The sequence below is a fragment of the Streptomyces sp. YJ-C3 genome (genome assembly GCF_053891275.1).
Genome location: NZ_CM132685.1, coordinates 3,282,256 through 3,303,680 on the forward strand (window position 1 = coordinate 3,282,256; position 21,425 = coordinate 3,303,680).

Here is a 21,425-nt window from a genome sequence, read left to right on the forward strand (position 1 = left end):
TCCATGGCCTTTGCGGTGTCGCATGCTGCCCGGGCGACCTGGGTGAATCCTTAGAGAATGGCGCGGTTGTCTTATTTCTTCCTTTGAGGGAGCGGCTGCGTCCCGGTACGTGTGGATCTTGTGAAACGCGGGGGCGACCGAGAACGGAATAGGAGATTCCGCCGGAATTGCGCCACTGGTGCCCATGGCAAAGTGATCACGGAACGTCAATTGCACCGGAAAGGCCGCCCTTATGCCCCTCGCCCTGTTCCGCCGGAAGCGGGCCGGTTCCGCAGCGCGGGGAGCCGGCCTCGCGCACCCGGTGCCGCCCGGCGCGGGCGCCTTCCACTGCGCCGTCGCCGACCCCGTCGGCGAGCCGATGCCCGGCGCCGAGGTGACCGTCACGGACTCGGGCTCCGGCCGGGTCGCGGCGCGGGCCACGGCGGACCCGTACGGCCTCGTCTTCCTGACGCTGCAGCCCGGCCGCTACGGCGTGCTGATCGCGGCGGAGGGGCTGCAGCCCCACCAGCAGACGGTCGACGTGCTCCCCGACGAGACCTCGCCCCTCACCTCGGTCCAGCTCCACCCGGGCCGCGCCCCGGAGCTCCCCGGCCCCGGCACCTGGCTCTTCGACCCGCCGCACACCGCGATCCGGTTCATCGCCAAGCACGTGGGCATGGCTCATGTGCACGGCCGCTTCACCCGCTTCGAGGGCGGCATCCACGTCGCGCCCGACATGGCGGACTCCCGGGTCGAGGTGCGCATCGACGCGGCGTCGATCGACACGGGCAACAACACCCGGGACAACCACCTGCGCTCGGCCGACTTCCTCGACGTCGAGCGCTACCCCTACGTCCACTTCTCCTCCGACCGCTTCATCTACCGCGGCGGCTCCAAGTGGACGCTCCAGGGCGCCCTGACGATGCACGGCGTCAGCCGCACGGTCGACCTCGACACGAACTACCTCGGCGTCGTGAACGGCGGCTACGCGGAGGAACTGCGCTGCGCGGCCCTCGCCACGGCGGAACTCCACCGCGAGGACTACACGCTCAACTGGCGCACGATGCTGGCCCGCGGGATCGCGGTGGTCGGCCCCACGGTGAAGCTGGAGCTGGACGTGCAGGCGATGTACCGCAGCCATGACACGCCCACGCCGCCGGAATAGGCTCGTCGGGCCGGGCGTTCGCGAGGCTCCGGCCGAGTCGGTGGGGGCGCTGTGGCGGGTCGGCGACACAGGCGAGCCGCGACGCTTCGGAGCTGACTTCGGGTTGGCGGGGCGGGGGATTTGGACGTAGCGCGCGGTGTCGCTGGCGCCGCTCATGGCCATCATGCTGGTGCCCGCATCGAACCCGTCGACACCGCCGACGAAACTGTCGTGAAGTCCTGGCCCGCTGATGCATCCCTACCCGGCGGGGCCACTGAAGAGGATGAGTGAGGGATCGGACACCCCCCCCATCCGGTCCGCGCGTGGGATGGCTGCTGCCGCCGGATCAATGGCGATCCGGTGGCAGCCGCATTGTCGCTGATGGGTGCCGCTGTCGCGCCGTGATCCCCGCCCGATGGGCGCCGCGGGTGACCCTGTGGAATGGTGGACGGGTGAAATGTCCCGCTAGGTCCCGATTGGGGGGCTTAGGGGATCTGTCCATCCGTTCGTATCCTCAGGAGGCGCCATGTCCTCGAAGCGACGCCGTAAGAAGAAGGCCCGCCGCAAGCACGCCGCCAACCACGGCAGCAGGCCGCAGTCCTGAGCGTCCAGCGGGCGTCACGCCCGCTGCGCGAGGCCCCCGCTGGTCGCCGTCGCCCACTCCGCCACCAGCGTCTCGTACTCCGCCCGGTCCTCGGCACTCAACTGGCCGCCGGTGCGCGCCCACAGGTCACGAATCTGCTCGTTGACGACGTCGGCGGACCGTGCGGAGTGCGGGGTAGGCGTGGAGGACATGTGAACGAGAGTAGGGGATCAGTGGGACTACGCGCTCCGTTCTGTCACGTGGGCATCGCCATGTGTGATGTTCGTCATCCCAGGCAACCCTTCACGGTTTCCGCGCGACCCCCGCGTACAGCGGCACGGCGGTCCCGTCCCGCTCCTCGTCGACGGCCAGCTCCGGATGCCAGTCCGGCAACCAGACCACGCCCGGGTCGAGCAGCTCCAGACCCGCGAAGAAGTCCGTCATCTCCTCGCGGGAGCGCGGTACCAGCGTGACCCCGCCGGCCGCGTACATGTCGACGGCCTGCCGGGTGCGCACCGGATCGTGGTCGGAGGCCAGTTGGGACAGGACGAGGTGGCTGCCCGACGGCAGGGCGTCCACCAGTGTGCGGATGATCTCGTGCGCGCCCTGCTCGTCGGGGATGAAGTGCAGCAGCGCGATGAGCGACACCGCGACCGGGCGGTCGAAGTCCAGGATGCCCCCGGCCAGTTCCAGGATCTTGTGCGGTTCGCGGGCGTCGGCCTGCAGATAGCGGGTCACGCCCTCGGGGGTGCCGCGCAGCAGCGCCTCCGCGTGGGCCAGCACGATCGGGTCGTTGTCGACGTAGACGACCTTCGTCTCGGGCGCCGCGGTCTGCGCGATGCGGTGCAGGTTCGGTTCCGTCGGGATGCCGGTGCCGATGTCGAGGAACTGGCGCACGCCGAGCCGCGCCGCGAGCATCCGCGTCGCGCGCTGCATGAACCAACGGTTGTGGCGCGCGCCGTACTTGGCCGTCGGCTCCATCGCCGTGATCTGCCGCCCGAGCGCCTCGTCCACCGGATAGTTGTCCTTGCCGCCGAGGAACCAGTCGTACACCCGGGCCGGGTGCGGTTTGCTGGTGTCGATGGCGGAGGTGGCGGGGGACGTCTCCGTCATGGGGCAACTCCCTTGTCAGCGCGGCCTGTTCGAGCGTACGTCCGAGCATCCTGCCGTACGGGTGTGACGCGTGGGGCGTAATCGAGGAGGATGGGCGCCGCCTCCGGTCCCGCCGGGCGAGCGGAGGGGCCGTACGCGGACAGGAGCGGGAGCCAGGAGGGTGCGTATGAGTGAGGTCCCCCAGCGTCTCGACCTCTCCCGGGCCGCCCTCGCCGACTGGCCGGTGATCCGGGGCTGGGCCGCCGACGAAGGATGGAACCCCGGGCTCGCGGACGGGCCGAGCTTCTTCGCGCAGGATCCCGACGGGTTCTTCCTCGGGCGGATCGACGGCGAGCCCGTCTCCGCCGTCTCCGTCGTCACCTACGGTGCCGCGTACGCGTTCCTGGGCTGCTACCTCGTCCGTCCCGACGTGCGCGGCCGCGGCCACGGCCTCGCCACCTGGCGCGCCGGGCTCGCGCACGCCGGCGGGCGCACCGTCGGGCTCGACGGCGTCGTCGCCCAGCAGGACAACTACCGCAGGTCCGGCTTCGAACTCGCCCATCGCACCATCCGGTTCACCGGCCCTGTCCGGCACCGCGCCGCACCCGACGGCACCGTCGTCCCGATCGAGGGCGACCTCGCGCCCGTCCTCGCCTATGACAGCGCCTGCTACCCCGCCGACCGGCCCCGCTTCCTGGAGTCCTGGCTCACCACGGCGGGCCACAGGGCGCTCGCCCGCGTCGTCGACGGCCGCGTCACCGGATACGGCGTGGTGCGCCCGGCGCACGACTCCCCGCGCATCGGGCCGCTGTTCGCGGACACCGCCGACGACGCGCGCGCCCTGTTCGACGCGCTCGCGCCCGTAGGGGAGCCGGTCGGCATCGACGTGCCGGCGGCCACCCCCGAAGCCGTCGCGCTCGCGGAGTCACGCGGCCTTGCGGCCGGGTTCGAGACGGCCCGGATGTACACCGGGCCCGTCCGGCCCTTCGCCCAGGAACGCGTCTTCGGCGTGACGACCCTCGAACTCGGCTGATCCCCAAGCCCGTCGGGCCGCTCGCGGCATCCGGACGCGCACTGAGCGGGCTCACCCGCCGTCGAACGTCCCGTGCCGCCCCTCGCCGGACGCGAATCGCCCCGCGCCCCGCAGCCCTTCCGCCAACACGCCCGATCCGTGACTGAGTTCGGCCCGCATCGCCGACGCCTCGTCCAGGCCGCCCTGCTCGCGCACCGACGCGCGGTCGCTGCGCAGGCACGCCTGCGGGAACGCCGCCAGCCGCGCGGCGAGTTCCTCCGCCGCGGCGCGGGCGCCGCCCGGGGGCACCAGGCGGTTGGCGAGACCCATCTCGTACGCCTCCCGCGCCGGGACGGGCCGCCCGGTCAGGATCATGTCCATCGCGCGGCTCTCCCCGATCAGGCGGGGCAGCCGGATCGTGCCGCCGTCGATCAGCGGCACGCCCCAGCGGCGGCAGAAGACCCCGAACACCGCGTCCTCCTCGGCGATCCGCAGATCGCACCACAGGGCGAGTTCGAGACCGCCCGCCACCGCGTGACCGCTCACCGCCGCGATCACCGGCTTCGTCAGCCGCAGCCGCGTAGGGCCCATCGGGCCGTCGCCGTCCCGCGCCACCCGGTTGCCGTGCTCCGTGCCGACGGCCTTGAGGTCCGCACCCGCGCAGAACGTGCCGCCCTCTCCCCACAGCACCGCCGCGCTCGCCGTCTCGTCCGCCTCGAACTCGCGGAACGCGTCGGCCAGTTCGGCGGCCGTCGGCCCGTCGACCGCGTTGCGGGCCCCGGGGCGGGACAGGACGACGGTGGTGACGGGACCTTCGCGTTCGACACGGACGGACGGCATGGCGGGTGGTCCTCTCGTGGGACGGCTAGGTGATGTTCAGGGCCAGTTTGGCCTCGGCCGTCGAGGAGGTGCCGACGAACAGCTCGAACGCGCCCTCCTCCACCCGGAATTCACCGCCGGTGTCATTCGTCCAGAACCCGAGGTCCTCCGCCCCGAGCCGGAAGCGCACCGTCGTGGAGGCGCCCTTGTCGAGCGTGACCCGCCGGAACCCGCGCAGCCTGCGCACCGGCTGGGTGATGCTCGCGGCCACGTCATGGACGTACAGCTGCACCACCTCGTCGCCCGCGCGCGAGCCCGTGTTGCGCACGGACACCGACACCTCGACGGTGTCGCCCTTGCGCAGCGCCCGCACCGGCACACTGCTCCGGCTCAGCTTCGGGGTGCCGAGCTCGAACGTCGTGTAGCTCAGCCCGAACCCGAAGGGGAACTGCGGGGTCGGCGGCAGGTCCAGATACTTCGACGTGTACTTGTTGTCCGGGTCGTAGGGGCGGCCCGTCGACTCGTGGTTGTAGTGGATGGGGATCTGGCCGACCGTGCGCGGGAACGACACCGGCAGCTTGCCGCCCGGGTTCACCGTGCCGAACAGCACGTCCGCGACGGCGTTGCCCGCCTCGGTGCCGGGGTGCCAGGCCTCCAGGACGGCGGGCGCCGACTCCAGCCAGTCGCCGACGGTCAGGGGGCGCCCGTTGACGAGCACCACCACGAACGGCTTGCCCGTCCTCGCGATCGCGGCGATCAGCTTCTCCTGGTCGCCGGGGAGCGAGATGTCGCTGCGCGCCGACGCCTCGCCGCTCATCGCGGCCGGCTCGCCCACGACCACCACCGTGACGTCCGCCGCCTTCGCCGCCGCGACCGCCTCGTCGATGCCCCCGACGTCCTTGCCCTCCGCGTCGACGCCCCGCGCGTACGTGACCTTCGCGTCCGGCGCCGCCTCGCGTACCGCGTCGAGGACCTTCACCGCGGGGAACTTCTCCGCCGACGCCGGCACCACCCACGTACCGAGCAGATCGGCGGAGTCGGCGAACGGGCCCACCACGGCCAGGGAGCCGACGGACTTCTTCAGCGGCAGGACGTCCCCGTCGTTCTTCAGCAGCACCATCGAGCGGGCCGCCGCCGCCCGCGCCGCCCCGCGCGCGGCCGCCGAGGGCTCCGTGATCGCCGCGGACTCCTTCACGTACGGGTCGTCGAAGAGCCCGAGCGCGTACTTGAGGCGCAGCACGCGCGCGACCGCGTCGTCGATCCGCCGCTCGGAGATCTTCCCGGCGCGCAGCAGCTTCTTGCCGTGGGTGAGGAGATTGGTGCTGCTCATCTCCATGTCGACGCCCGCGTTCAGGGCGAGCCGCGCCGCGTCGGCGCCGTCCGCGGCGAACCCGTGCGCGATCAGCTCCTGCACGCCCGTCCAGTCGCTGACCACGAACCCGTCGAAGTCCCACTCCTTCTTCAGGATGTCGGTCAGCGTGTGGGCGTTGCCGTGCGCCGGGACGCCGCTGATCGTGTTGAAGGACGCCATCACCGTGGCCACCCCGGCGTCCAACGCGGCCTTGAACGGCGGGAGATAGAGATTGCGCAGCCGTGACTCGGACACGTCGACCGTGTTGTAGTCCCGGCCGCCCTCCGCGCCGCCGTAGGCGACGAAGTGCTTGGCGCAGGCGGCCAGCGTCTCCTTCGAGCCGTAGCCGGAACCCTGGTAGCCCTCGACCTTGGCGGCCGCGAACCGGGCCGTCAGGTACGGGTCCTCGCCGGTGCCCTCGGCGATCCGGCCCCAGCGCGGCTCGTGCGTGACGTCCATCATCGGCGAGAACGTCCAGTGCACCCCGTTGGAGCGGGCCTCCTTCGCCGACACCTCGGCGTCGGACCGCGTCACCTCCGGGTCGAAGCTGGAGGCCTGCGCCAGCGGGACGGGGAAGTTCGTCCAGAACCCGTGGATGACGTCCAGGCCGAACAGCAGCGGGATGCCGAGCCGGGACTCCTCCACGGCGAGGCGCTGCAGTTCGTTCGTGGTCTTCGCGCCGAAGATGCTGAGCACCGAACCGAGCCGGCCGGAGCGCGCGGCGTCCTCGACCTCCTTGGTGGAGCCCGAGCCGGGGTTGAGGTCGTACGCCCAGGGGAGCTGCTGCAACTGCCCCAGTTTCTCTTCGAGAGTCATACGGGAGAGCAGGCCCTGGACCTTGCTCTCGTACGGTGTGTCGCGTCTGCCGCCCACCGCCGACGCGCTGGAGGACTGGCTGGTCACGACGGCCCCCGCGGCGGCGGTGACGCCGATCGCGGACAGCAGAGTACGCCTTCGTAGCTCCGGCATGTCTTCGCTTCCCGATAGTCCGAGACCCACAACTTCTGTGGTGGGTACAAGAATTGAGGCGAAGTTACGTTCCGGTTACCCGAGGGTCAAGAGGTACGGCCGGGGTGCCGCTCCGGATCACCTGCCTGCGCGCGCGAGCGGCCGCGCGCGGGCCGGTCCGGCGGACGGGCGCGCCCTTGACCTCAAGCTTGGTCGAGGTTCTACCGTCGTCCGCATGAGCATGGAAACGACAGCCTGGTCGCAGTTGCAGAGCGTCATGAACGCCCAGAACGGGGGCCCGCGCCACCGCCCCTTCGCCCGCGCGACGCTCCGCCGGATCGCCGGATTCGCCCGGCCGCACCGGCGCCGCATCACCCAGTTCGTGATCCTGAGCGTCCTCACCGCACTGCTCGCCGTCGCGACGCCGGTCCTCGCGGGCCACGTCGTCGACGCGATCGTCGGCGGCAAGGAGCAGCGGGTGGTGATCCGGCTGGCCGTGCTCATCGCGGTCATCGCCCTCGCCGAGGCGGGCCTCGGGCTGCTCGCCCGCTGGCTGTCCGCGAACCTCGGCGAGGGGCTCATCCTCGACCTGCGCACCGCCGTCTTCGACCACGTCCAGCGCATGCCCGTCGCGTTCTTCACCCGCACCCGCACCGGCGCGCTCGTCAGCCGTCTCAACAACGACGTCATCGGCGCCCAGCGTGCCTTCAGCAACACGCTCTCCGGGGTCGTCGGCAACGTGGTCACGCTGCTGCTCACCCTGGTCGTCATGCTCACGCTGTCCTGGCAGATCACCCTCCTCTCCCTCGTCCTGCTCCCGGTCTTCGTGCTCCCCGCCCGCCGCATGGGTACCCGGATGGCCCGGCTCCAGCGGGAAGCAGCCGCCCACAACGCGGCGATGGGCACCCGGATGACCGAGCGGTTCTCCGCGCCCGGCGCCACGCTCGTGAAGCTGTTCGGACGGCCCGAGGACGAGTCGGCCGAGTTCGCCGACCGGGCGCGCCGGGTCCGCGACATCGGCGTCCGCACCGCGATGGCCCAGTCGGCGTTCATCACCGCGCTGACCCTGGTCTCGGCCCTGGCGCTGGCGCTCGTCTACGGCCTCGGCGGCTACTTCGCGCTCGACGGCACGCTGGAGGCGGGCGCGGTGGTCTCGCTGGCCCTGCTCCTCACCCGCCTGTACGCGCCGCTGACGTCCCTGGCCGGGGCCCGTGTCGAGGTGATGAGCGCGCTCGTCAGCTTCGAGCGCGTCTTCGAGGTCCTGGACCTCACGCCGCTGATCGACGAGAAGCCGGACGCGCGGGACGTCCCCGAAGGCCCGGTCGCGGTCGAGTTCGACGACGTCCGCTTCGGCTACCCGTCCGCCGACAAGGTCTCCCTCGCCTCTCTCGAAGAGGTCGCCTCCCTCGACACCCGCGGCGGCGCGCAGGTGCTGCACGGGGTGAGCTTCCGCGCCGAACCCGGCCAGACCGTCGCCCTGGTCGGCTCGTCGGGCGCGGGCAAGTCGACGATCGCGCAGCTGCTGCCCCGCCTCTACGACACCGACGCCGGGGCCGTGCGCATCGGCGGCGTCGACGTACGCGACCTGAGCGCACCGTCGATGCAGGCCACGCTCGGCATGGTCACCCAGGACGGCCACCTCTTCCACGACACGGTCCGCGCGAACCTGCTGCTGGCCCGGCCCGCCGCGAGCGAGACGGACCTGTGGGACGCCCTGCGCCGGGCCCGCCTCGACACGCTCGTCCGGGACCTGCCGGACGGCCTGGACACGGTCGTCGGTGAACGCGGCTACCGTCTGTCCGGCGGCGAGCGCCAGCGCATGACCATCGCGCGCCTGCTGCTGGCCCGCCAGCGCGTGGTCATCCTCGACGAGGCGACGGCCCACCTCGACAACACCTCGGAGGCGGCGGTCCAGGAGGCGCTGGCCGAAGCCCTCACCGGGCGTACGGCGATCGTCATCGCCCACCGCCTCTCCACCATCCGCTCCGCGGACCAGATCCTCGTGGTGGAGGACGGCCGCATCGTGGAACGCGGCACCCACACCGAACTGCTGGCCGCCCACGGCCGCTACGCGGAACTGCACCGCACCCAGTTCGCCCCGGGTGAGCAGCGGGACGAGGTACCGGAAGCCGCCTGACGCTCCCACCCCCGGCGCCGCACGGGGGCGAATCCGGCCAACTGGACGCTTCGATCGTCCAGTTGGCCTCCGCGTCGGCTGCCCGCCCCCGGCTACCCTGACCCCATGCTGCTGGGTCGCACAGCGGAATGCGCACGGATCGACGACCTCGTCGACGACGCACGCGCGGGGCAGAGCACCGCCCTGGTCATCCGCGGAGAGGCAGGCATCGGCAAGACCAGCCTGCTCAGCTACGCCGAGTCGGTCGCCGGGGACCTCACACAGCTGCGCACGCGCGGCATCGAGGCCGAGTCCGGGCTCCCGTACGTCGGCCTCGCCGACCTGTTCCGCCCGGTGACCGACCACCTCGACCGCATCCCGGACCGGCAGGCGGCCGCCCTCACCGGCGCCCTCGCGCTCGGCCCGGCCGTCACCCAGGACCCGTTCGCCGTCGCCGCCGGCACCCTCAGCCTACTCGGCGCGATCAGCGAGTCCGGGCCGGTCCTGGTCGTCGTCGACGACGCCCAATGGCTCGACCCGTACTCCCTGGACTCCCTCGCCTTCGCCACCCGCCGCCTGGGCCGCGAAGGCGTCGCCGCCCTGTTCGCCACCCGTGACACCGACGAGGCCGCCTCCCGGCTCGCCCCCGTCGAGACCCTCGCCCTGCAGGGCCTCGACACCGCCGCCGCCCGCCGGCTCGTCGCCGGCGAGCCGCTCTCCCCGCACGACGCCGACTGGCTCCTGACGGAGGCCCGCGGCAACCCCCTCGCCCTCGTGGAACTGCCCGCCCTGCTCGCCCGCGGCGGTCACCGCCCCGGCACCGGGGCCCCGCTGCCCGTCGGAGAGATGCTCGCCCGCACCTTCCGCGGCGCCATCGCCCGGCTGCCGGAACGGACCCAGGACGCCGTGCTGCTGCTCGCCGTCCTGGGACCGCGCCCCCGCGCAGGACCCGAACGCGTCCTGCGCTCCCACGGACTGACCCACGCGTCCCTCGAACCTGCCGACCGCGCCGGGCTGATGACCATGGAGGAAGGGGCGTACGTCTTCCGGCACCCCCTGGTCCGGTCCGTCGTCTACCACGGCGCGAGCGCCGCCCGCCGCCGGCGTGCCCACCGCACCGTCGCCCACGCCCTCCAGGACGCCCAGGCACCCGCGGCACTGGAGCGCTACGCCTGGCACCTCGCCGAGTCCGGCGCCGACCCCGACGAACAGGTCGCCGCCGCCCTCGAACGCGCCGCGTCCGACGCCCCTCACGGCCTCACCTTCCCGCTCGCCGCACGGCTGTACGCGCACGCCGCCCGCTTCACCCCGCAGGACGAGCGCCGGGCGGGCCGTCTGCTGTCCGCCGCGCGCGCCGCGCAGGCCGCCGGATCCCTCGACGAGGCCGCCGACCTCCTCGACCGCGCCCTCGGCCACGCCGCCGGCCCCCGCACCCGCCTCGACGTGCGCCACCTGCGCTGCTACGTCGACATTCAGCGGGGGCGCCCGGCCCGCGCCCGCGACCAGTTGCGCGCCGCCGTCGACGAGGCCCGCCGCGTCGACCCGGCCCTCGCCGCGGTGATGCTCGGCGGCCTCGCCCTCACCGAACTCGCCATCGGCGACCTCACCGCCGCCCGCGCCGCCTCCGCCGAGTCGATGCGGATCACCGGCGCCTTCGGCGACCCCGCCGCGGCGCTGCCCGTACGCCTGCTGCACGCCCTCGTCCACCTCCTCGGCGGCGACGCGGACGAGGGGCGCGCCCTCCTGCACGAGCTGGAGAAGCCCCTCGCCGCACCGGACCCGGCGTTCCCCTACCCCCTCTCCGGCGTCGGAGGGCTCTGCCACCTCGCCGCCGAGGAACTCGACGAGGGGCACGACCTGCTGGACCGCGCCGTGCACGCCGCGCGCGCCGCCAGCACCGTGGGGCTGCTCGCCCACCTCCTCGGCACCCTGTCGGTCGTCGAGTTCTGGCGCGGCCGGTGGAACGCCGCCCTCGCCCACGCCGACGAGTCCGCCCGCCTCGGCGAGGACACCGGACGCGTCATCGAGGTGTGCCGCGCCCGCGCCGCCCAGGCCAAGACCGAGGCCGCCCTGAACCGGGAGGCGGACTGCCGCCGCCACGCCGCCCAGGCCCTCGCGCTCGCAGCGACCGCCGAACTGCCCATGGACGCGGCCCGCGCCCACGGCGCCCTCGGCCTGCTCGAACTCGGCCTCGGACACTTCGAGGCAGCCGTCCAACACCTGCGAGAAGTAAGGGAGTTCTCCCTCGCCAACGGCCGCGGCGACGGCCTCTACCTCTCCTGGGCGGCCGACCTCGCCGACGCCTGCGCCCACCTCCACCGCACCGACGAGGCCCACGAGGTACTGCGCGTCCTGGAGCACGAGGCGGGTCGCGGACACCGCCCGATCGCCACCGCCGCGGCCGCCCGCTGCCGGGGCATGCTCGAACCGGCCGACGCGGAGCGCCACATGGACCGGGCTCTTGCCCATCTCGCCCTCGTGGGCGCCCCGTTCGAGCGCGGCCGCACCGAGTTCGCGCGCGGAGAGCTCCTGCGCCGTCAGGGCCGCCGCAGCGAGGCGCGGCGCTGGCTGCGGTGCGGCCTCACCACGTTCGAGCGGCTCGGCGCGAACGGCTGGGCGGCCCGTGCCGCCGCCGAACTGCATGCGGCGGGCGGCGCTCCCGTACGGACCGGACCCGCCCCGCTCGACGGCCTCACCCCGCAGGAGCTGCGCGTCGCCCTCGCCGTCGGCCGCGGTGTCACCAACCACGAGGCGGCCGAACAGCTCTTCCTCAGCGTCAAGACCGTCGAGTTCCACCTCGGCAACATCTACCGCAAACTCGACGGCGTGCACCGCAGGGCCCAGCTCGTGCGCCTGCTCAGCCGCTCCGACGGCCCCTGACACGCACAGCGGGGGTGCCCGTCACGAGCACCCCCGTCCCCCGTTGTTCCCCCGTTGTTCCCCCGTTGTTCCCCCGTGCCGGAAGCTCCCGTGCGCTTCCGTGCCCTCCACGATGGACCGGCGCGGCGCCCTGGGGCCACGGTGAAAACCCTGGGATCCGGGCCCGGGGGAGTACGCCGGCCGCTGTAGTCGCGCCGGTCCTCAGTCCGTGACCTCGATCCGGCCGTTCTGCGCCGGCACCGGAGCCGCGGTCGCCTTCTTGAGCAGCTCCGCGAGGTCGACTCCCGTGGTGGAGCTGAGGAGTTCGAGGCCTTGCGTGACATTGTCCGTGACCGTGCGGGACAGCTTGCTCGCGCCGTCCGTCGAGATCACCGTCATCTTGTCGACGGCGCCCAGCGGCTCGGCCGCCTTCGCGACGACCTGCGGCAGCGCCTCCACCATCATCTGCAGCATCGCCGCGTCCCCGTACCGCTCGAACGCGTCGGCCTTCTTCTGCATCGCCTCGGCCTCCGCGGCGCCCTTCGCGGCGATCGCCGCGGCCTGCGCCGAGCCCTCCAGACGGACCGCCTCGGCGAGCGCGGCGCGGTGCGCCTTCTCGCCCTCACCGGTCAGCCGGGCCCGCTCCGCGTCCGCCTCCGCCTGCTTGACGAGGCCGACCCGGCGGGCCTCCGCCTCCTGCTCGGCCTGATAACGGGCGGCGTCCGCGGGCTTACGGACCTTCGTGTCCAACTCCCGGTCGGTCAGGGCGGCCTGACGCTCCGCCACCTTCTCCTGCTCCGACAGCACCTCCTGGCGCCTGGCCGCCTCCGCGAGCGGGCCCGCCGCGTCGGCGCGGGCCGCGGCCTCGTCGGTCTCCGCCTTGATCTCGGCCTGCTTCAGCGCGAACGTGCGCTGCGCGATCGCGATCTCCTCCTCGGCCTTCAGCCGGGCCTGCTCGGCGGCGCGACGCGCCACGGCCTCCGCGATGTCGGCCTCCTGCCGGGCACGGGCCGCCTCCGGCCGGCCGAGGTCCTCCAGGTACGAGCCCTCGGTGGTGATGTCCTGGATCTGGAACGCGTCGAGGACCAGGCCCTGCCCGGACAGGGAGGCCTCCGCCTCCTCGGCGACCTGCCCGGCGAACGCGGCCCGGTCCCGGATGATGTCCTCCACCGACATCCGGCCCACGATGGAGCGCAGCGCACCGGACAGCACTTCCTGCGTGAACCCGACGATGCCCTCCTGCTGCACGAGGAACCGCTGCGCCGCCGCGCGGATCGAGTCCTCGGTACCGCCCACCTTCACGATGGCGACGCCTTCCAGGTGCGCCTTCACCCCGCGCAGCGTGACGGCGCCGCGCACGGCCACCGGGATGTGCCGCGACGACAGGTCGAGCGTGAACTTCTGCTGCACGAACGGCACGACGAACACGCCGCCGCCGACCACGACCTTCTGCCCGCTGTTGTCGGTGAAGATCCGGCCGGTCTCCGGATCGGTGGACTTCTTGCCGCGGCGCCCGGTGACGATGAACGCCTGGCTGGGCCCGGCGACCTTGTACCGGGTGACGACGACGAGCGCCAGCAGGACGAGGAGTACGACGACTCCGATCACGGCGATGACGACTGGACTCATGGTGGACTCTCCCTCGGGCCGGTCCGGCCGGGTGGTACGGATGCGTTCGCGTGCGGTTCAGCGTTCGACGGGGCGCACGGCCACGGAGGTCGGTGACAGGGTCTCCTCGACCCACACCTCGCCGCCCCGGGCCACGGCGACCTGGCTCCGCGCCGCCAACTTCACGGGCTGGCCCGCCTGGTGGAGCAGTACCTCGCCGTATCCGTCGGCGGGGATCGCGGTGACCACCCGGCCCGTGCTGCCCACCAGGTCGGCGCCGCGCGGCGCCCGGGAGGAGTCGTCCCGCATCAGCGCCCGGCTCAGCCGCCACGTCAGCCAGCCGGCACCGGCCCCCGCACCGGTACCGACGGCCGTGGCCGCCCCCGCCCCGAGGCCCGTCGTGCCGAGCACGAGCGCGCCGCCGAAACCGAGCATGGACACGAACCCCGCGATGACGGGCAGCGACAGCACCCCTTCGAACACCCCGTCCAGCGCGCCCACCCCGTCGAGGAGTCCCTCCAGGACCCCGTCCAGGACGAGCGAGAGCGCGAGCAGGACGATCCCCGCGATGCCGAGACCGAGAAACAGCGTCATGGCCGGCCCCTTCCCCTGAGCGCCCCCAACTGGCCGCACAAGGAGCCTTTCACGCACCGGCACCCCGGTTCATTGCCGGAATCCGGCAGTCTTTTACGCTTTCCTGATGCCGGGCGGGCCCGCCCGGCCGGGCCGCGCACGGATCACGGCCGAAGCGAGCAGGGGGAGTTCGATGGTGGACCAGGAGATACCCGACACGTACCTGGACGGCTATGCCGCGCTCATCGCCACCGCCGCGGCGACCGGCCGCCGCCTCACCCGCGACGAACTCGACGAACGACGCGCACTCGGCCTGCGCGCCGCCGAGGCCGGTCACGGACTGCGCGCCCTGGTCGCCGCCCACCTGTCGGCCACCCGCGCCCACTGGCCGCGCACGGCCGACGCCGACAGCGTCCTCGCCGCCGTCGAAGAGGCCGTCGACGCCTTCGCCGAGGGGTACGAGCGGGCCCAACGCCTCGCCGTACGACGGGAAGAGGCCGCACGCCGCGAATTCGTCGACGACCTCCTCTACGGCCGCAGCGACCTGGGCCGCCTCGCCCGGCGCGCCGAACGCTTCGGCCTGCGGCTGTCCTCCGCGCACGCCGTCGCCGTCGCCCAGGGAGCGAACGCGTACGAGGACGGCGACCCGGTGCCCCGCGAGGTGGAGAGCGCCCTCATCGCCCGCTTCGGCGACCGCAGTGTCCTGCTCACCACCAAGGAGGGACGGCTGATCTGCGTGGCCCCCGGCGACCAGGACGAGGTCCTCGCCTTCTTCGCCAAGCACGCGTACGCCGCCACCGCGGGCCAGGTCGCCATCGGCCGCCCGCAGCCGGGCCCCGGCGGCGTCGTCCACTCCTACGAGGAGGCACTGGGCACCCTCGACCTCGCCGCCCGGCTGGACCTCAACGCCCCGGTGCTGCGCGCCGCCGACCTCCTCGTCTACCCCGTCCTGACCCGGGACCGGGACGCCATCGCCGACCTGGTCCACCACACGCTGAGCCCGCTGCGGGGCGCCCGCGGCGGCGCCCGGCCGCTCCTCGACACCCTCGCCGCCTACTTCGACTCGGGCTGCGTCGCCGCCGAGGCCGCCCGCCGCCTGTCGCTGAGCGTGCGCGCCCTGACCTACCGCCTGGCCCGCATCCACCAGCTCACCGGCGCCGACCCCACCGACCCCGCCCAGCGCTACTCCCTGCAGACCGCGGTGATCGGCGCCCGTCTCCTGGGCTGGCCCGACGGGCCGCCGTGAACGGCCCCCGGGGCCGTCACAGCCAGCCGCTGCGCTGTGCCTGAAGGGCCATCTGGAAGCGGTTCGCGGCGCCCAGCCTGGCCATCAGGATCTGCAGGCGGCGATAGAGCGTGCGGCGGCTGATCCCCAGTTCGCGGGCGATCACGTCGTCGTCCGCACCGCCGGCCAGGAGCCACAGCAGGCGCCGGTCGGCGGCCGGCAGCCCACCGGGCCGCGTGGTCCGGCCGTGGAACGGCAACGCGCTCCGCCAGGACTGCTCGAACAGGGCCATGAGCGCCGACAGCAGGCCGCACGGCTGCACCACCAGCATCGTGTTGTGCACGTCGGCCTCCTTGATCGACAGCGACACCAGCGCGTACGCGTCGTCGATGATCACGAGCTTGACCGGAACCGACGGCAGCACCCTGGCCTGCTCACCGGCCTTGACGCACGGTTCGATGACGTCCTTGACGTGGCCCGGGTGCTCCAGCGACGCCCGCGAGTACACGACCCGCTGCGTGACACCGCGGGCGAGCGTGGCCAGGGCGTCGTCCGTGGCGCCGGGCAGCGGGAAGTACGGCGGCGACTCGAACTGCCGGATCTGGTCGCGGGCGCTCGCCCAGGCCTGCCGTATCCGCGGGCCTACGGCCTCGCCGGTGACGACCTCGACGAGGTCGTCGTTGTACGCGGCGAGCCGCTGCCGCCGGAACGACTCGAACGCCCCGGTGACCGCGATACGCGACTCCTCGACCTCCGCCGCCCGGTGCCGGGCGAGGATCTCCAGACCGGCGGTGGGCGGAACCGGGGCCACCACGTCGGCGCCCTCCTCGGCGGCGCTGGCCAGCCCGGCGTCGACCAGCGTGCCGTACGCCGCGGCCAGCTCCGCCTCGCCGAGATCACCGGCCGCGGCCGCGATCGAGCCCAGCGGCGCGGGGGCCAGCTCGAGCAGCGCCAGATAGACCCGGCTCGCGGCGGGGCCGAGCCCCAGAAGCCGCAGCGCCTCGCCGAGTTTCGCGTTCGTCATACGCGCATTATCGGCCGCGCCCGGCGCGAGAGCTGTCCGATCCGTGCCAGTGGCACGATCCGGCCCCCGGCGGGCGTCTGCCCGGATACGGTCCGGGAGCCGTCTGCACCAACACAGCCAGAGGAAGGTGTGCGCCGTGGCGAAAGGCCGAAAGAACGGTCTCTACGCAGGGATCTCCGAGGAACTGTCCGCGCTGATGCGCACCGGCTGGGCGGACACCGAGCGGCACGATCTGCAGCCCGCGGAGCAGGCCCCGTACGCGGCCGCCCGCCGCGCCGCGCTCTCCGCCCGCTTCCCCGGCGAACGCCTCGTGGTCCCCTCGGGCAACCTCAAGGTCCGGTCGAACGACGACACCTACCCCTTCCGGCCGCACTCGGCGTACGTGCACATGACCGGCGACCAGGCCCGGGACGGCGCCCTCGTCCTCGAACCCCGCGCGGACGGCGGCCACGACGCCTACTGCTACCAGCTGCCCCGGGACGGCAGGGACGACGACGAGTTCTGGACCGGCCCCACGGCGGAGCTGTGGATGGGCCGGCGCCTTTCCCTGGCCGAGGCGGAGCTCGTGCTCGGCCTGCCCTGCCGGGACGTCCGTACGGCCGCCGCGGACCTCGCCGCCTCCGGTGCGCCGACCCGGATCGTGCGCGGCGTCGACCCCGCCCTGGAGGCCGCGGTCACCACCGACGAGGAGCGCGACGCCGAACTGGAGGAGGCGCTCAGCGACCTCCGCCTCGTCAAGGACGCCTGGGAGACCGCCGAACTGCGCAAGGCCGTCGACTCCACGGTGCGCGGATTCACCGACGTGATCGGCGAACTCTCCCGCGCGGTCGCCTCCACCGAACGCTGGATCGAGGGCACCTTCTTCCGCCGCGCACGGCTGGAGGGCAACGCCGTCGGCTACGGCACGATCTGCGCCGCGGGCGAGCACGCCACGATCATGCACTGGACCCGGAACGACGGCCCGGTGCGGCCGGGGGAGCTGCTCCTGCTCGACGCGGGCGTGGAGACGCACACCCTCTACACCGCCGACGTGACGCGCACGCTGCCGATCAGCGGAACCTTCACGCCCTTGCAGCGCACGGTCTACGACGCGGTGTACGAGGCCCAGGAAGCCGGGATGGCCGCCGTCAAGCCCGGCGCCGCGTACCGCGACTTCCACGAGGCGGCCCAGCGCCACCTCGCGGCCCGGCTGGTCGAGTGGGGCTTCATCGAGGGCCCGGCCGACCGCGCCTACGAACTCGGTCTCCAGCGGCGATTCACCATGGCCGGCACCGGACACATGCTGGGCCTGGACGTCCACGACTGCGCGCAGGCCCGCACCGAGGACTACGTCGGCGGCGTCCTGGAACCGGGCATGGTCCTCACCGTCGAGCCCGGCCTGTACTTCCAGCCGGACGACCTCACCGTGCCCGAGGAATGGCGCGGGATCGGCGTCCGGATCGAGGACGACCTGCTCGTCACCGAGGACGGCCACGAGAACCTGTCGGCGGGCCTGCCGCGCTCGGCGGACGAGGTCGAGGCGTGGATGGCCCGGTTCGCGGGCTGACGGCACGACTGCCCGGCATCAACTTCCCTGGGGGGCAGGGGAGTTGACGGGACTACTCCGCGGAGCCGAAGCCGGTGGGAAATCCGGGGCCTCTTCGTTTTATGGACAGTCACCCGAAGGAAGTGGCTGCCGATTCGTTATGGGGGCTGCGGATCGGGGTGTCGCTCGTCATGATGGGAGCGGTGTGCCCGCGGATATGCCAGAAGGGTAGTCGTGATGTTGTCGGACGTGGAACTCGCTTCCCTGGCAGCACGGTTGACGGTCGAAGCCAGTTGTGAGCCGCTCGACGCGAAGAGAGTCCTGGGCACGTTCGTGGAGGGCGCCCGACGTCTGGCCGGCGCGCACGGTGCGGGAGTGCACTACGCGCCGCCGGGTGGTGCGGCCGTGGAGACGGAGGGGACCAGTGGGGGACTGCGCGCGCTGACGGCCGACGCCGCGGGGTGGAACGAAGGCCCGGGGCACGAGGCCCACACCGCGGGTTGTTCGCTCACCGACCTGGACGTGACGGGGCGCCCGGCCCACGTGCGGTGGCCCCGCTGGGTGCCCCGCGCCAGGGCCCTGGGGGTCGGCCGGATCACCGCGCTGCCCCTGTCCGGTCCCGGTGGCCCGGTCGGCGCGCTCCTCCTGCTCGGCGGCCCGGGACATGTCCTGGACGAGCGGGCGCTCACGCTGGTGCGCACGCTCACACAGCTGACCGCGGACGCACTGTTCCTGCTGCGGGAAGTGCAGCAGAGCCGCGTCGTGGTGGCCCAGTTGCAGCACGCGCTGACCAGCCGGGTCGTCATCGAGCAGGCCAAGGGCATGCTGTCCGCCCGGCACGACGTCCCCGTCGACGAGGCCTTCGCCCGCCTGCGCACCTACGCCCGCTCCCATCAGCGCAAGATCGCGGACATCGCCCGCGAGATCACCGAGGGCCGCGCCGAGTTGCCCGCGCCGTGAGCCCGGGCGATCCCGTGCGCGGCTCCCGGCTCCTCGGGTAGCGTGAACGGATCGCCTGAATCGGGGTCGGGGTTGTGAGCGACGGGCCTGTGCGGCTGACCGAAACGCGTACGCACTCAGCGGAGGAAGCGGAGAGCCTGCTGCAGGCTGCCTATGGGCGGGAGTTCCGCGCGGGGGCCATGCCCCGAGGCGGGGAGTACCTCATGCGGCACTTCGACGCCGATGCCTTCGAGTACAGCGAACTGGCGCTGCCCGCCCACTTCGAGTTCACCAACGAGCCTCAGGGCAGCCTGGTCGTCATCCGCGTCGGCGGCGGCCGGGCCCGGCGCAGCTCCGGAAAGCAACACGGCAGCTTCGTGGCGGGGGACGTCTTCCTCGGCCACGTGCCGGCGCAGGCCTGTTCCGGAGTCACGGCGGATCTCCACGCGTCCGTCATCACCCTGCCCGTGAAGCTGCTCTCGCAGGCCGCGGCCACCGTCGACCCGCGCCGCGGCCACCCGCTGCGTTTCACGAGCTTCACCCCGGCCGATCTGTCCAGCGCCGTCCACTGGGAACGCACCCGCGCCTACGCCCGCAGCGTCTGCGACCTCGGAGCCCAGGCGAGCCCCCTGATCATCGGCCCGCTGGCACGGCTGCTGGCCGGGGCGGCCCTCCAGGTCTTCCCCAACACCGTCATCGGCCACGAGCCGGCCCTGTCCGACACGCGGGACGCCACCTCCTCGACGACGGCCCGCGCCACGGCGTACATCGACGAGCACGCGCACACCGACATCGGCCTCGCCGACATCGCTGCCGCCGCCCAGGTCACGCCGCGCGCCCTGCAGTACGCCTTCCGCCGGCATCTGGACACCACGCCCACGGCGTATCTGCGCCGTGTCCGCCTCGCGCACGTCCATGCCGCCCTCAAGGCCGCCGACCCGCTCAGCGGCGCCACCGTCACCCGGATCGCCGCCCAGTGGGGGTTTCTCCACCCGGGGCGCTTCTCCGCCGCGTACCGCGCCGAGTACGGCCGCACACCCCGGGCCACTCTCCACGGCTGACCGCGCGGCGCCCGCCCCGCGCTACGAAAGAGCAGGCCGCTGGTAGACGGCGTCGAGCGCGAGGTGGGCCCCTCCGTACGCCGCTGCCACGAACCCCAGTTCGGACAGGCGCACTTCGCAGCCGCCCGCGAGGGGCGCCATCACCCGTGCCCGCACCGTCTCGCGGACCCGGTCCAGGAACCGGTCCCCGATGTGCGTGAAGTAGCCGCCCAGGACGACCACCCGCGGATTGAGGACATCGGTCAGCAGGGCCAGGCCGAGGCCCAGGTCGTGCGCGACCCGGTCCAGGGCCTCCACGGTGCGCGGATCACCCGCCTCGGCGCGGCCGCGCAGGTCTGCCAGGCGGTCCTCCAGCGCGAGGCCGGGGTCGTGGATCGGATCGCTGCCGCCCGCCGCGAGCCGCAGGATGGCGTCGAGCCCGACCATGGTCTCCCAGCAGCCGTGGCGGCCGCAGACGCAGGGGTTGCGGTGCGGGTCGAGAGGCATGTGGCCGACCTCTCCGGCGAATCCGTCGGCGCCGCGCAGCAGCCGCCCGTCGTTGACGATGCCGGCTCCGATGCCGCGTTCCCCGGTGATGCAGAGCATGTCGCGGACGCCCGAACCGCGGATCTGCGCGTACTCGGCGAGGGCGGCCAGCTTGGCGTCGTTGTCCACGGCGATCGGCGGCAGCGTCCCCGCGACGGCCCGTCCCACCCGGGTCCGCAGGGCGTCGGCCACGGCCACGTCGCGCCAGCCGATGCCGGGGGCGTACGTGACGGTGGCCGACGCCATGTCGATGACGCCGGGCAGGGCGAGCGTGAGGCCGGCCGGACGCCTGCCCTCGCGGTCGAGCGCGGTCAGGCAGTCGGCGACATGGCGGGCCGTCACGTCGAGGGTGGCGTCCGGGCCCTCCTCCTTGACCGCGAGCGGCTCCCGGTGCGCGTAGACCTGAGTGCCGTCGAGCGCCAGGGCGAGGACGTGGACGTAGCTGGTGCTGATCTCCACGCCGATGCCGCAGATGGCGTCACCGTCGAGGTGCACCAGGGTGCCGGGGCGGCCCACGGCCCCTTCCCGCTGCGCGGGGCCCTCGCGCACCAGGCCGAGGGTGACGAGCTCGGCGACGAGACTGGTGACCGTCGGTTTGGGCAGGCCCGTGTCCGCGGCGATCTGGGCCCGGGAGCGCGGGCCGCTGTCGCGCAGCAGGCCCATCACCGCGCTGAGGTTCGTGCGCCGGATCGACGCCCGGTCCCGCGGGCCGGGGGCGTCCGGGGGCGCGGCGTTCGGCGGCGCCGCCGTTCCGAGTTCGGTCACTTGGTTCTCACCCATGTTCCTTCGTCGGCCGTGACCGACGCGAGAGTCGTCGCTCCCATGATGGCAAGCGCCCTGCAGGGCATGCCGGTTGCGGGGGCATCGCCCGCCTGTGCGGTCCAACGAATTGCTTGACAGTCCCTGCATTAGTTCGGATTCTAGTCGAACTAAATCGCGCCACGCGGTGAACACCCTGCAGACCCCCACGGTCCGACGGCCTCGGTATGCCCTGAAACGCCTGGCTCCGGACATCTCGCCACCCTGAACCGCCGTCCTGCCA

The 21,425-nt window shown here is 73.1% G+C and carries 16 protein-coding genes; 8 read left to right on the forward strand and 8 right to left on the reverse strand.

Annotated elements, in window-relative coordinates; genetic code table 11:
- Nucleotides 1–232: 232 nt before the first annotated feature.
- Entirely contained in the window at nt 233–1,144 is a 912-nt protein-coding gene (locus tag ACVHNB_RS14320; protein ID WP_428950803.1) for a YceI family protein, read from the forward strand.
- 597 nt (nt 1,145–1,741) lie between these two features.
- On the opposite strand, the gene ACVHNB_RS14325 is transcribed toward ACVHNB_RS14320, so the two are convergent.
- Nucleotides 1,742–1,918, reverse strand: coding sequence for a hypothetical protein (locus tag ACVHNB_RS14325; RefSeq protein ID WP_428950802.1), 177 nt, complete (start codon nt 1,916–1,918; stop codon nt 1,742–1,744).
- A 91-nt stretch (nt 1,919–2,009) separates the two neighbouring features.
- The gene (locus ACVHNB_RS14330; protein ID WP_456228254.1) at nt 2,010–2,819 is read right to left on the reverse strand and encodes an SAM-dependent methyltransferase; all 810 of its coding nucleotides are present in this window, start codon (nt 2,817–2,819) and stop codon (nt 2,010–2,012) included.
- A 166-nt stretch (nt 2,820–2,985) separates the two neighbouring features.
- Here ACVHNB_RS14330 and ACVHNB_RS14335 point away from each other — a divergent pair, with 166 nt between their 5' ends.
- On the forward strand, nt 2,986–3,831 hold the full coding sequence (locus ACVHNB_RS14335; protein ID WP_428950799.1) for a GNAT family N-acetyltransferase: 846 nt from the start codon (nt 2,986–2,988) through the stop codon (nt 3,829–3,831).
- A 51-nt stretch (nt 3,832–3,882) separates the two neighbouring features.
- On the opposite strand, the gene ACVHNB_RS14340 is transcribed toward ACVHNB_RS14335, so the two are convergent.
- Together ACVHNB_RS14340 and ACVHNB_RS14345 are read right to left on the reverse strand one after the other, a co-directional pair.
- Complete coding sequence (locus ACVHNB_RS14340) at nt 3,883–4,650, reverse strand: crotonase/enoyl-CoA hydratase family protein (RefSeq protein WP_456228255.1); 768 nt, start codon at nt 4,648–4,650, stop codon at nt 3,883–3,885.
- Nucleotides 4,651–4,675: 25 nt separating this feature from the next.
- Nucleotides 4,676–6,949: a glycoside hydrolase family 3 N-terminal domain-containing protein gene (locus ACVHNB_RS14345; protein ID WP_456228256.1), complete on the reverse strand. Its 2,274-nt coding sequence runs from the start codon at nt 6,947–6,949 to the stop codon at nt 4,676–4,678.
- A gap of 214 nt (nt 6,950–7,163) precedes the next feature.
- On the opposite strand from ACVHNB_RS14345, the gene ACVHNB_RS14350 reads away from it, so the two are divergent.
- Both ACVHNB_RS14350 and ACVHNB_RS14355 read left to right on the forward strand, forming a co-directional pair.
- Nucleotides 7,164–9,065, forward strand: a complete 1,902-nt coding sequence (locus ACVHNB_RS14350; protein ID WP_456228257.1) for an ABC transporter ATP-binding protein — start codon at nt 7,164–7,166, stop codon at nt 9,063–9,065.
- 105 nt (nt 9,066–9,170) lie between these two features.
- Nucleotides 9,171–11,924, forward strand: a complete 2,754-nt coding sequence (locus ACVHNB_RS14355) for an ATP-binding protein (protein WP_456228258.1) — start codon at nt 9,171–9,173, stop codon at nt 11,922–11,924.
- A gap of 201 nt (nt 11,925–12,125) precedes the next feature.
- Here the strand turns inward: ACVHNB_RS14355 and ACVHNB_RS14360 are convergent, their stop codons facing one another.
- Together ACVHNB_RS14360 and ACVHNB_RS14365 are read right to left on the reverse strand one after the other, a co-directional pair.
- Nucleotides 12,126–13,532, reverse strand: coding sequence for a flotillin family protein (locus ACVHNB_RS14360; protein ID WP_428950793.1), 1,407 nt, complete (start codon nt 13,530–13,532; stop codon nt 12,126–12,128).
- A gap of 57 nt (nt 13,533–13,589) precedes the next feature.
- Entirely contained in the window at nt 13,590–14,105 is a 516-nt protein-coding gene (locus ACVHNB_RS14365) for a hypothetical protein (RefSeq protein ID WP_456228259.1), read from the reverse strand.
- 172 nt (nt 14,106–14,277) lie between these two features.
- Between ACVHNB_RS14365 and ACVHNB_RS14370 the strand changes: the two genes are divergently transcribed.
- Nucleotides 14,278–15,330: a PucR family transcriptional regulator gene (locus ACVHNB_RS14370; protein WP_456228886.1), complete on the forward strand. Its 1,053-nt coding sequence runs from the start codon at nt 14,278–14,280 to the stop codon at nt 15,328–15,330.
- A gap of 16 nt (nt 15,331–15,346) precedes the next feature.
- Here ACVHNB_RS14370 and ACVHNB_RS14375 read toward each other — a convergent pair whose 3' ends face one another.
- Nucleotides 15,347–16,333 (reverse strand): helix-turn-helix domain-containing protein, encoded by a 987-nt coding sequence (locus ACVHNB_RS14375; RefSeq protein WP_456228260.1) that lies wholly within the window; start codon nt 16,331–16,333, stop codon nt 15,347–15,349.
- Nucleotides 16,334–16,469: 136 nt separating this feature from the next.
- On the opposite strand from ACVHNB_RS14375, the gene ACVHNB_RS14380 reads away from it, so the two are divergent.
- From ACVHNB_RS14380 to ACVHNB_RS14390, 3 genes are all read left to right on the forward strand, one after another.
- Nucleotides 16,470–17,879 (forward strand): aminopeptidase P family protein, encoded by a 1,410-nt coding sequence (locus tag ACVHNB_RS14380; RefSeq protein ID WP_428950790.1) that lies wholly within the window; start codon nt 16,470–16,472, stop codon nt 17,877–17,879.
- Between the two features lie 228 nt (nt 17,880–18,107).
- A complete protein-coding gene (locus ACVHNB_RS14385) occupies nt 18,108–18,818 on the forward strand; it encodes an ANTAR domain-containing protein (RefSeq protein ID WP_428950789.1) in 711 nt (236 codons plus the stop codon).
- Between the two features lie 203 nt (nt 18,819–19,021).
- Nucleotides 19,022–19,858: a helix-turn-helix transcriptional regulator gene (locus tag ACVHNB_RS14390; protein WP_428950788.1), complete on the forward strand. Its 837-nt coding sequence runs from the start codon at nt 19,022–19,024 to the stop codon at nt 19,856–19,858.
- 21 nt (nt 19,859–19,879) lie between these two features.
- Here the strand turns inward: ACVHNB_RS14390 and ACVHNB_RS14395 are convergent, their stop codons facing one another.
- The gene (locus tag ACVHNB_RS14395) at nt 19,880–21,163 is read right to left on the reverse strand and encodes an ROK family protein (RefSeq protein ID WP_456228261.1); all 1,284 of its coding nucleotides are present in this window, start codon (nt 21,161–21,163) and stop codon (nt 19,880–19,882) included.
- Nucleotides 21,164–21,425 lie beyond the last annotated feature (262 nt).

Bases quoted from the DNA above. Each gene is read 5' to 3' on its own strand.
- ACVHNB_RS14320 (WP_428950803.1), top strand. From the start codon at position 233: ATGCCCCTCGCCCTGTTCCGCCGGAAGCGGGCCGGTTCCGCAGCGCGG.
- ACVHNB_RS14325 (WP_428950802.1), bottom strand. From the start codon at position 1,918: ATGTCCTCCACGCCTACCCCGCACTCCGCACGGTCCGCCGACGTCGTC.
- ACVHNB_RS14330 (WP_456228254.1), bottom strand. From the start codon at position 2,819: ATGACGGAGACGTCCCCCGCCACCTCCGCCATCGACACCAGCAAACCG.
- ACVHNB_RS14335 (WP_428950799.1), top strand. From the start codon at position 2,986: ATGAGTGAGGTCCCCCAGCGTCTCGACCTCTCCCGGGCCGCCCTCGCC.
- ACVHNB_RS14340 (WP_456228255.1), bottom strand. From the start codon at position 4,650: ATGCCGTCCGTCCGTGTCGAACGCGAAGGTCCCGTCACCACCGTCGTC.
- ACVHNB_RS14345 (WP_456228256.1), bottom strand. From the start codon at position 6,949: ATGCCGGAGCTACGAAGGCGTACTCTGCTGTCCGCGATCGGCGTCACC.
- ACVHNB_RS14350 (WP_456228257.1), top strand. From the start codon at position 7,164: ATGAGCATGGAAACGACAGCCTGGTCGCAGTTGCAGAGCGTCATGAAC.
- ACVHNB_RS14355 (WP_456228258.1), top strand. From the start codon at position 9,171: ATGCTGCTGGGTCGCACAGCGGAATGCGCACGGATCGACGACCTCGTC.
- ACVHNB_RS14360 (WP_428950793.1), bottom strand. From the start codon at position 13,532: ATGAGTCCAGTCGTCATCGCCGTGATCGGAGTCGTCGTACTCCTCGTC.
- ACVHNB_RS14365 (WP_456228259.1), bottom strand. From the start codon at position 14,105: ATGACGCTGTTTCTCGGTCTCGGCATCGCGGGGATCGTCCTGCTCGCG.
- ACVHNB_RS14370 (WP_456228886.1), top strand. From the start codon at position 14,278: ATGGTGGACCAGGAGATACCCGACACGTACCTGGACGGCTATGCCGCG.
- ACVHNB_RS14375 (WP_456228260.1), bottom strand. From the start codon at position 16,333: ATGACGAACGCGAAACTCGGCGAGGCGCTGCGGCTTCTGGGGCTCGGC.
- ACVHNB_RS14390 (WP_428950788.1), top strand. From the start codon at position 19,022: ATGCGGCACTTCGACGCCGATGCCTTCGAGTACAGCGAACTGGCGCTG.
- ACVHNB_RS14395 (WP_456228261.1), bottom strand. From the start codon at position 21,163: ATGGGTGAGAACCAAGTGACCGAACTCGGAACGGCGGCGCCGCCGAAC.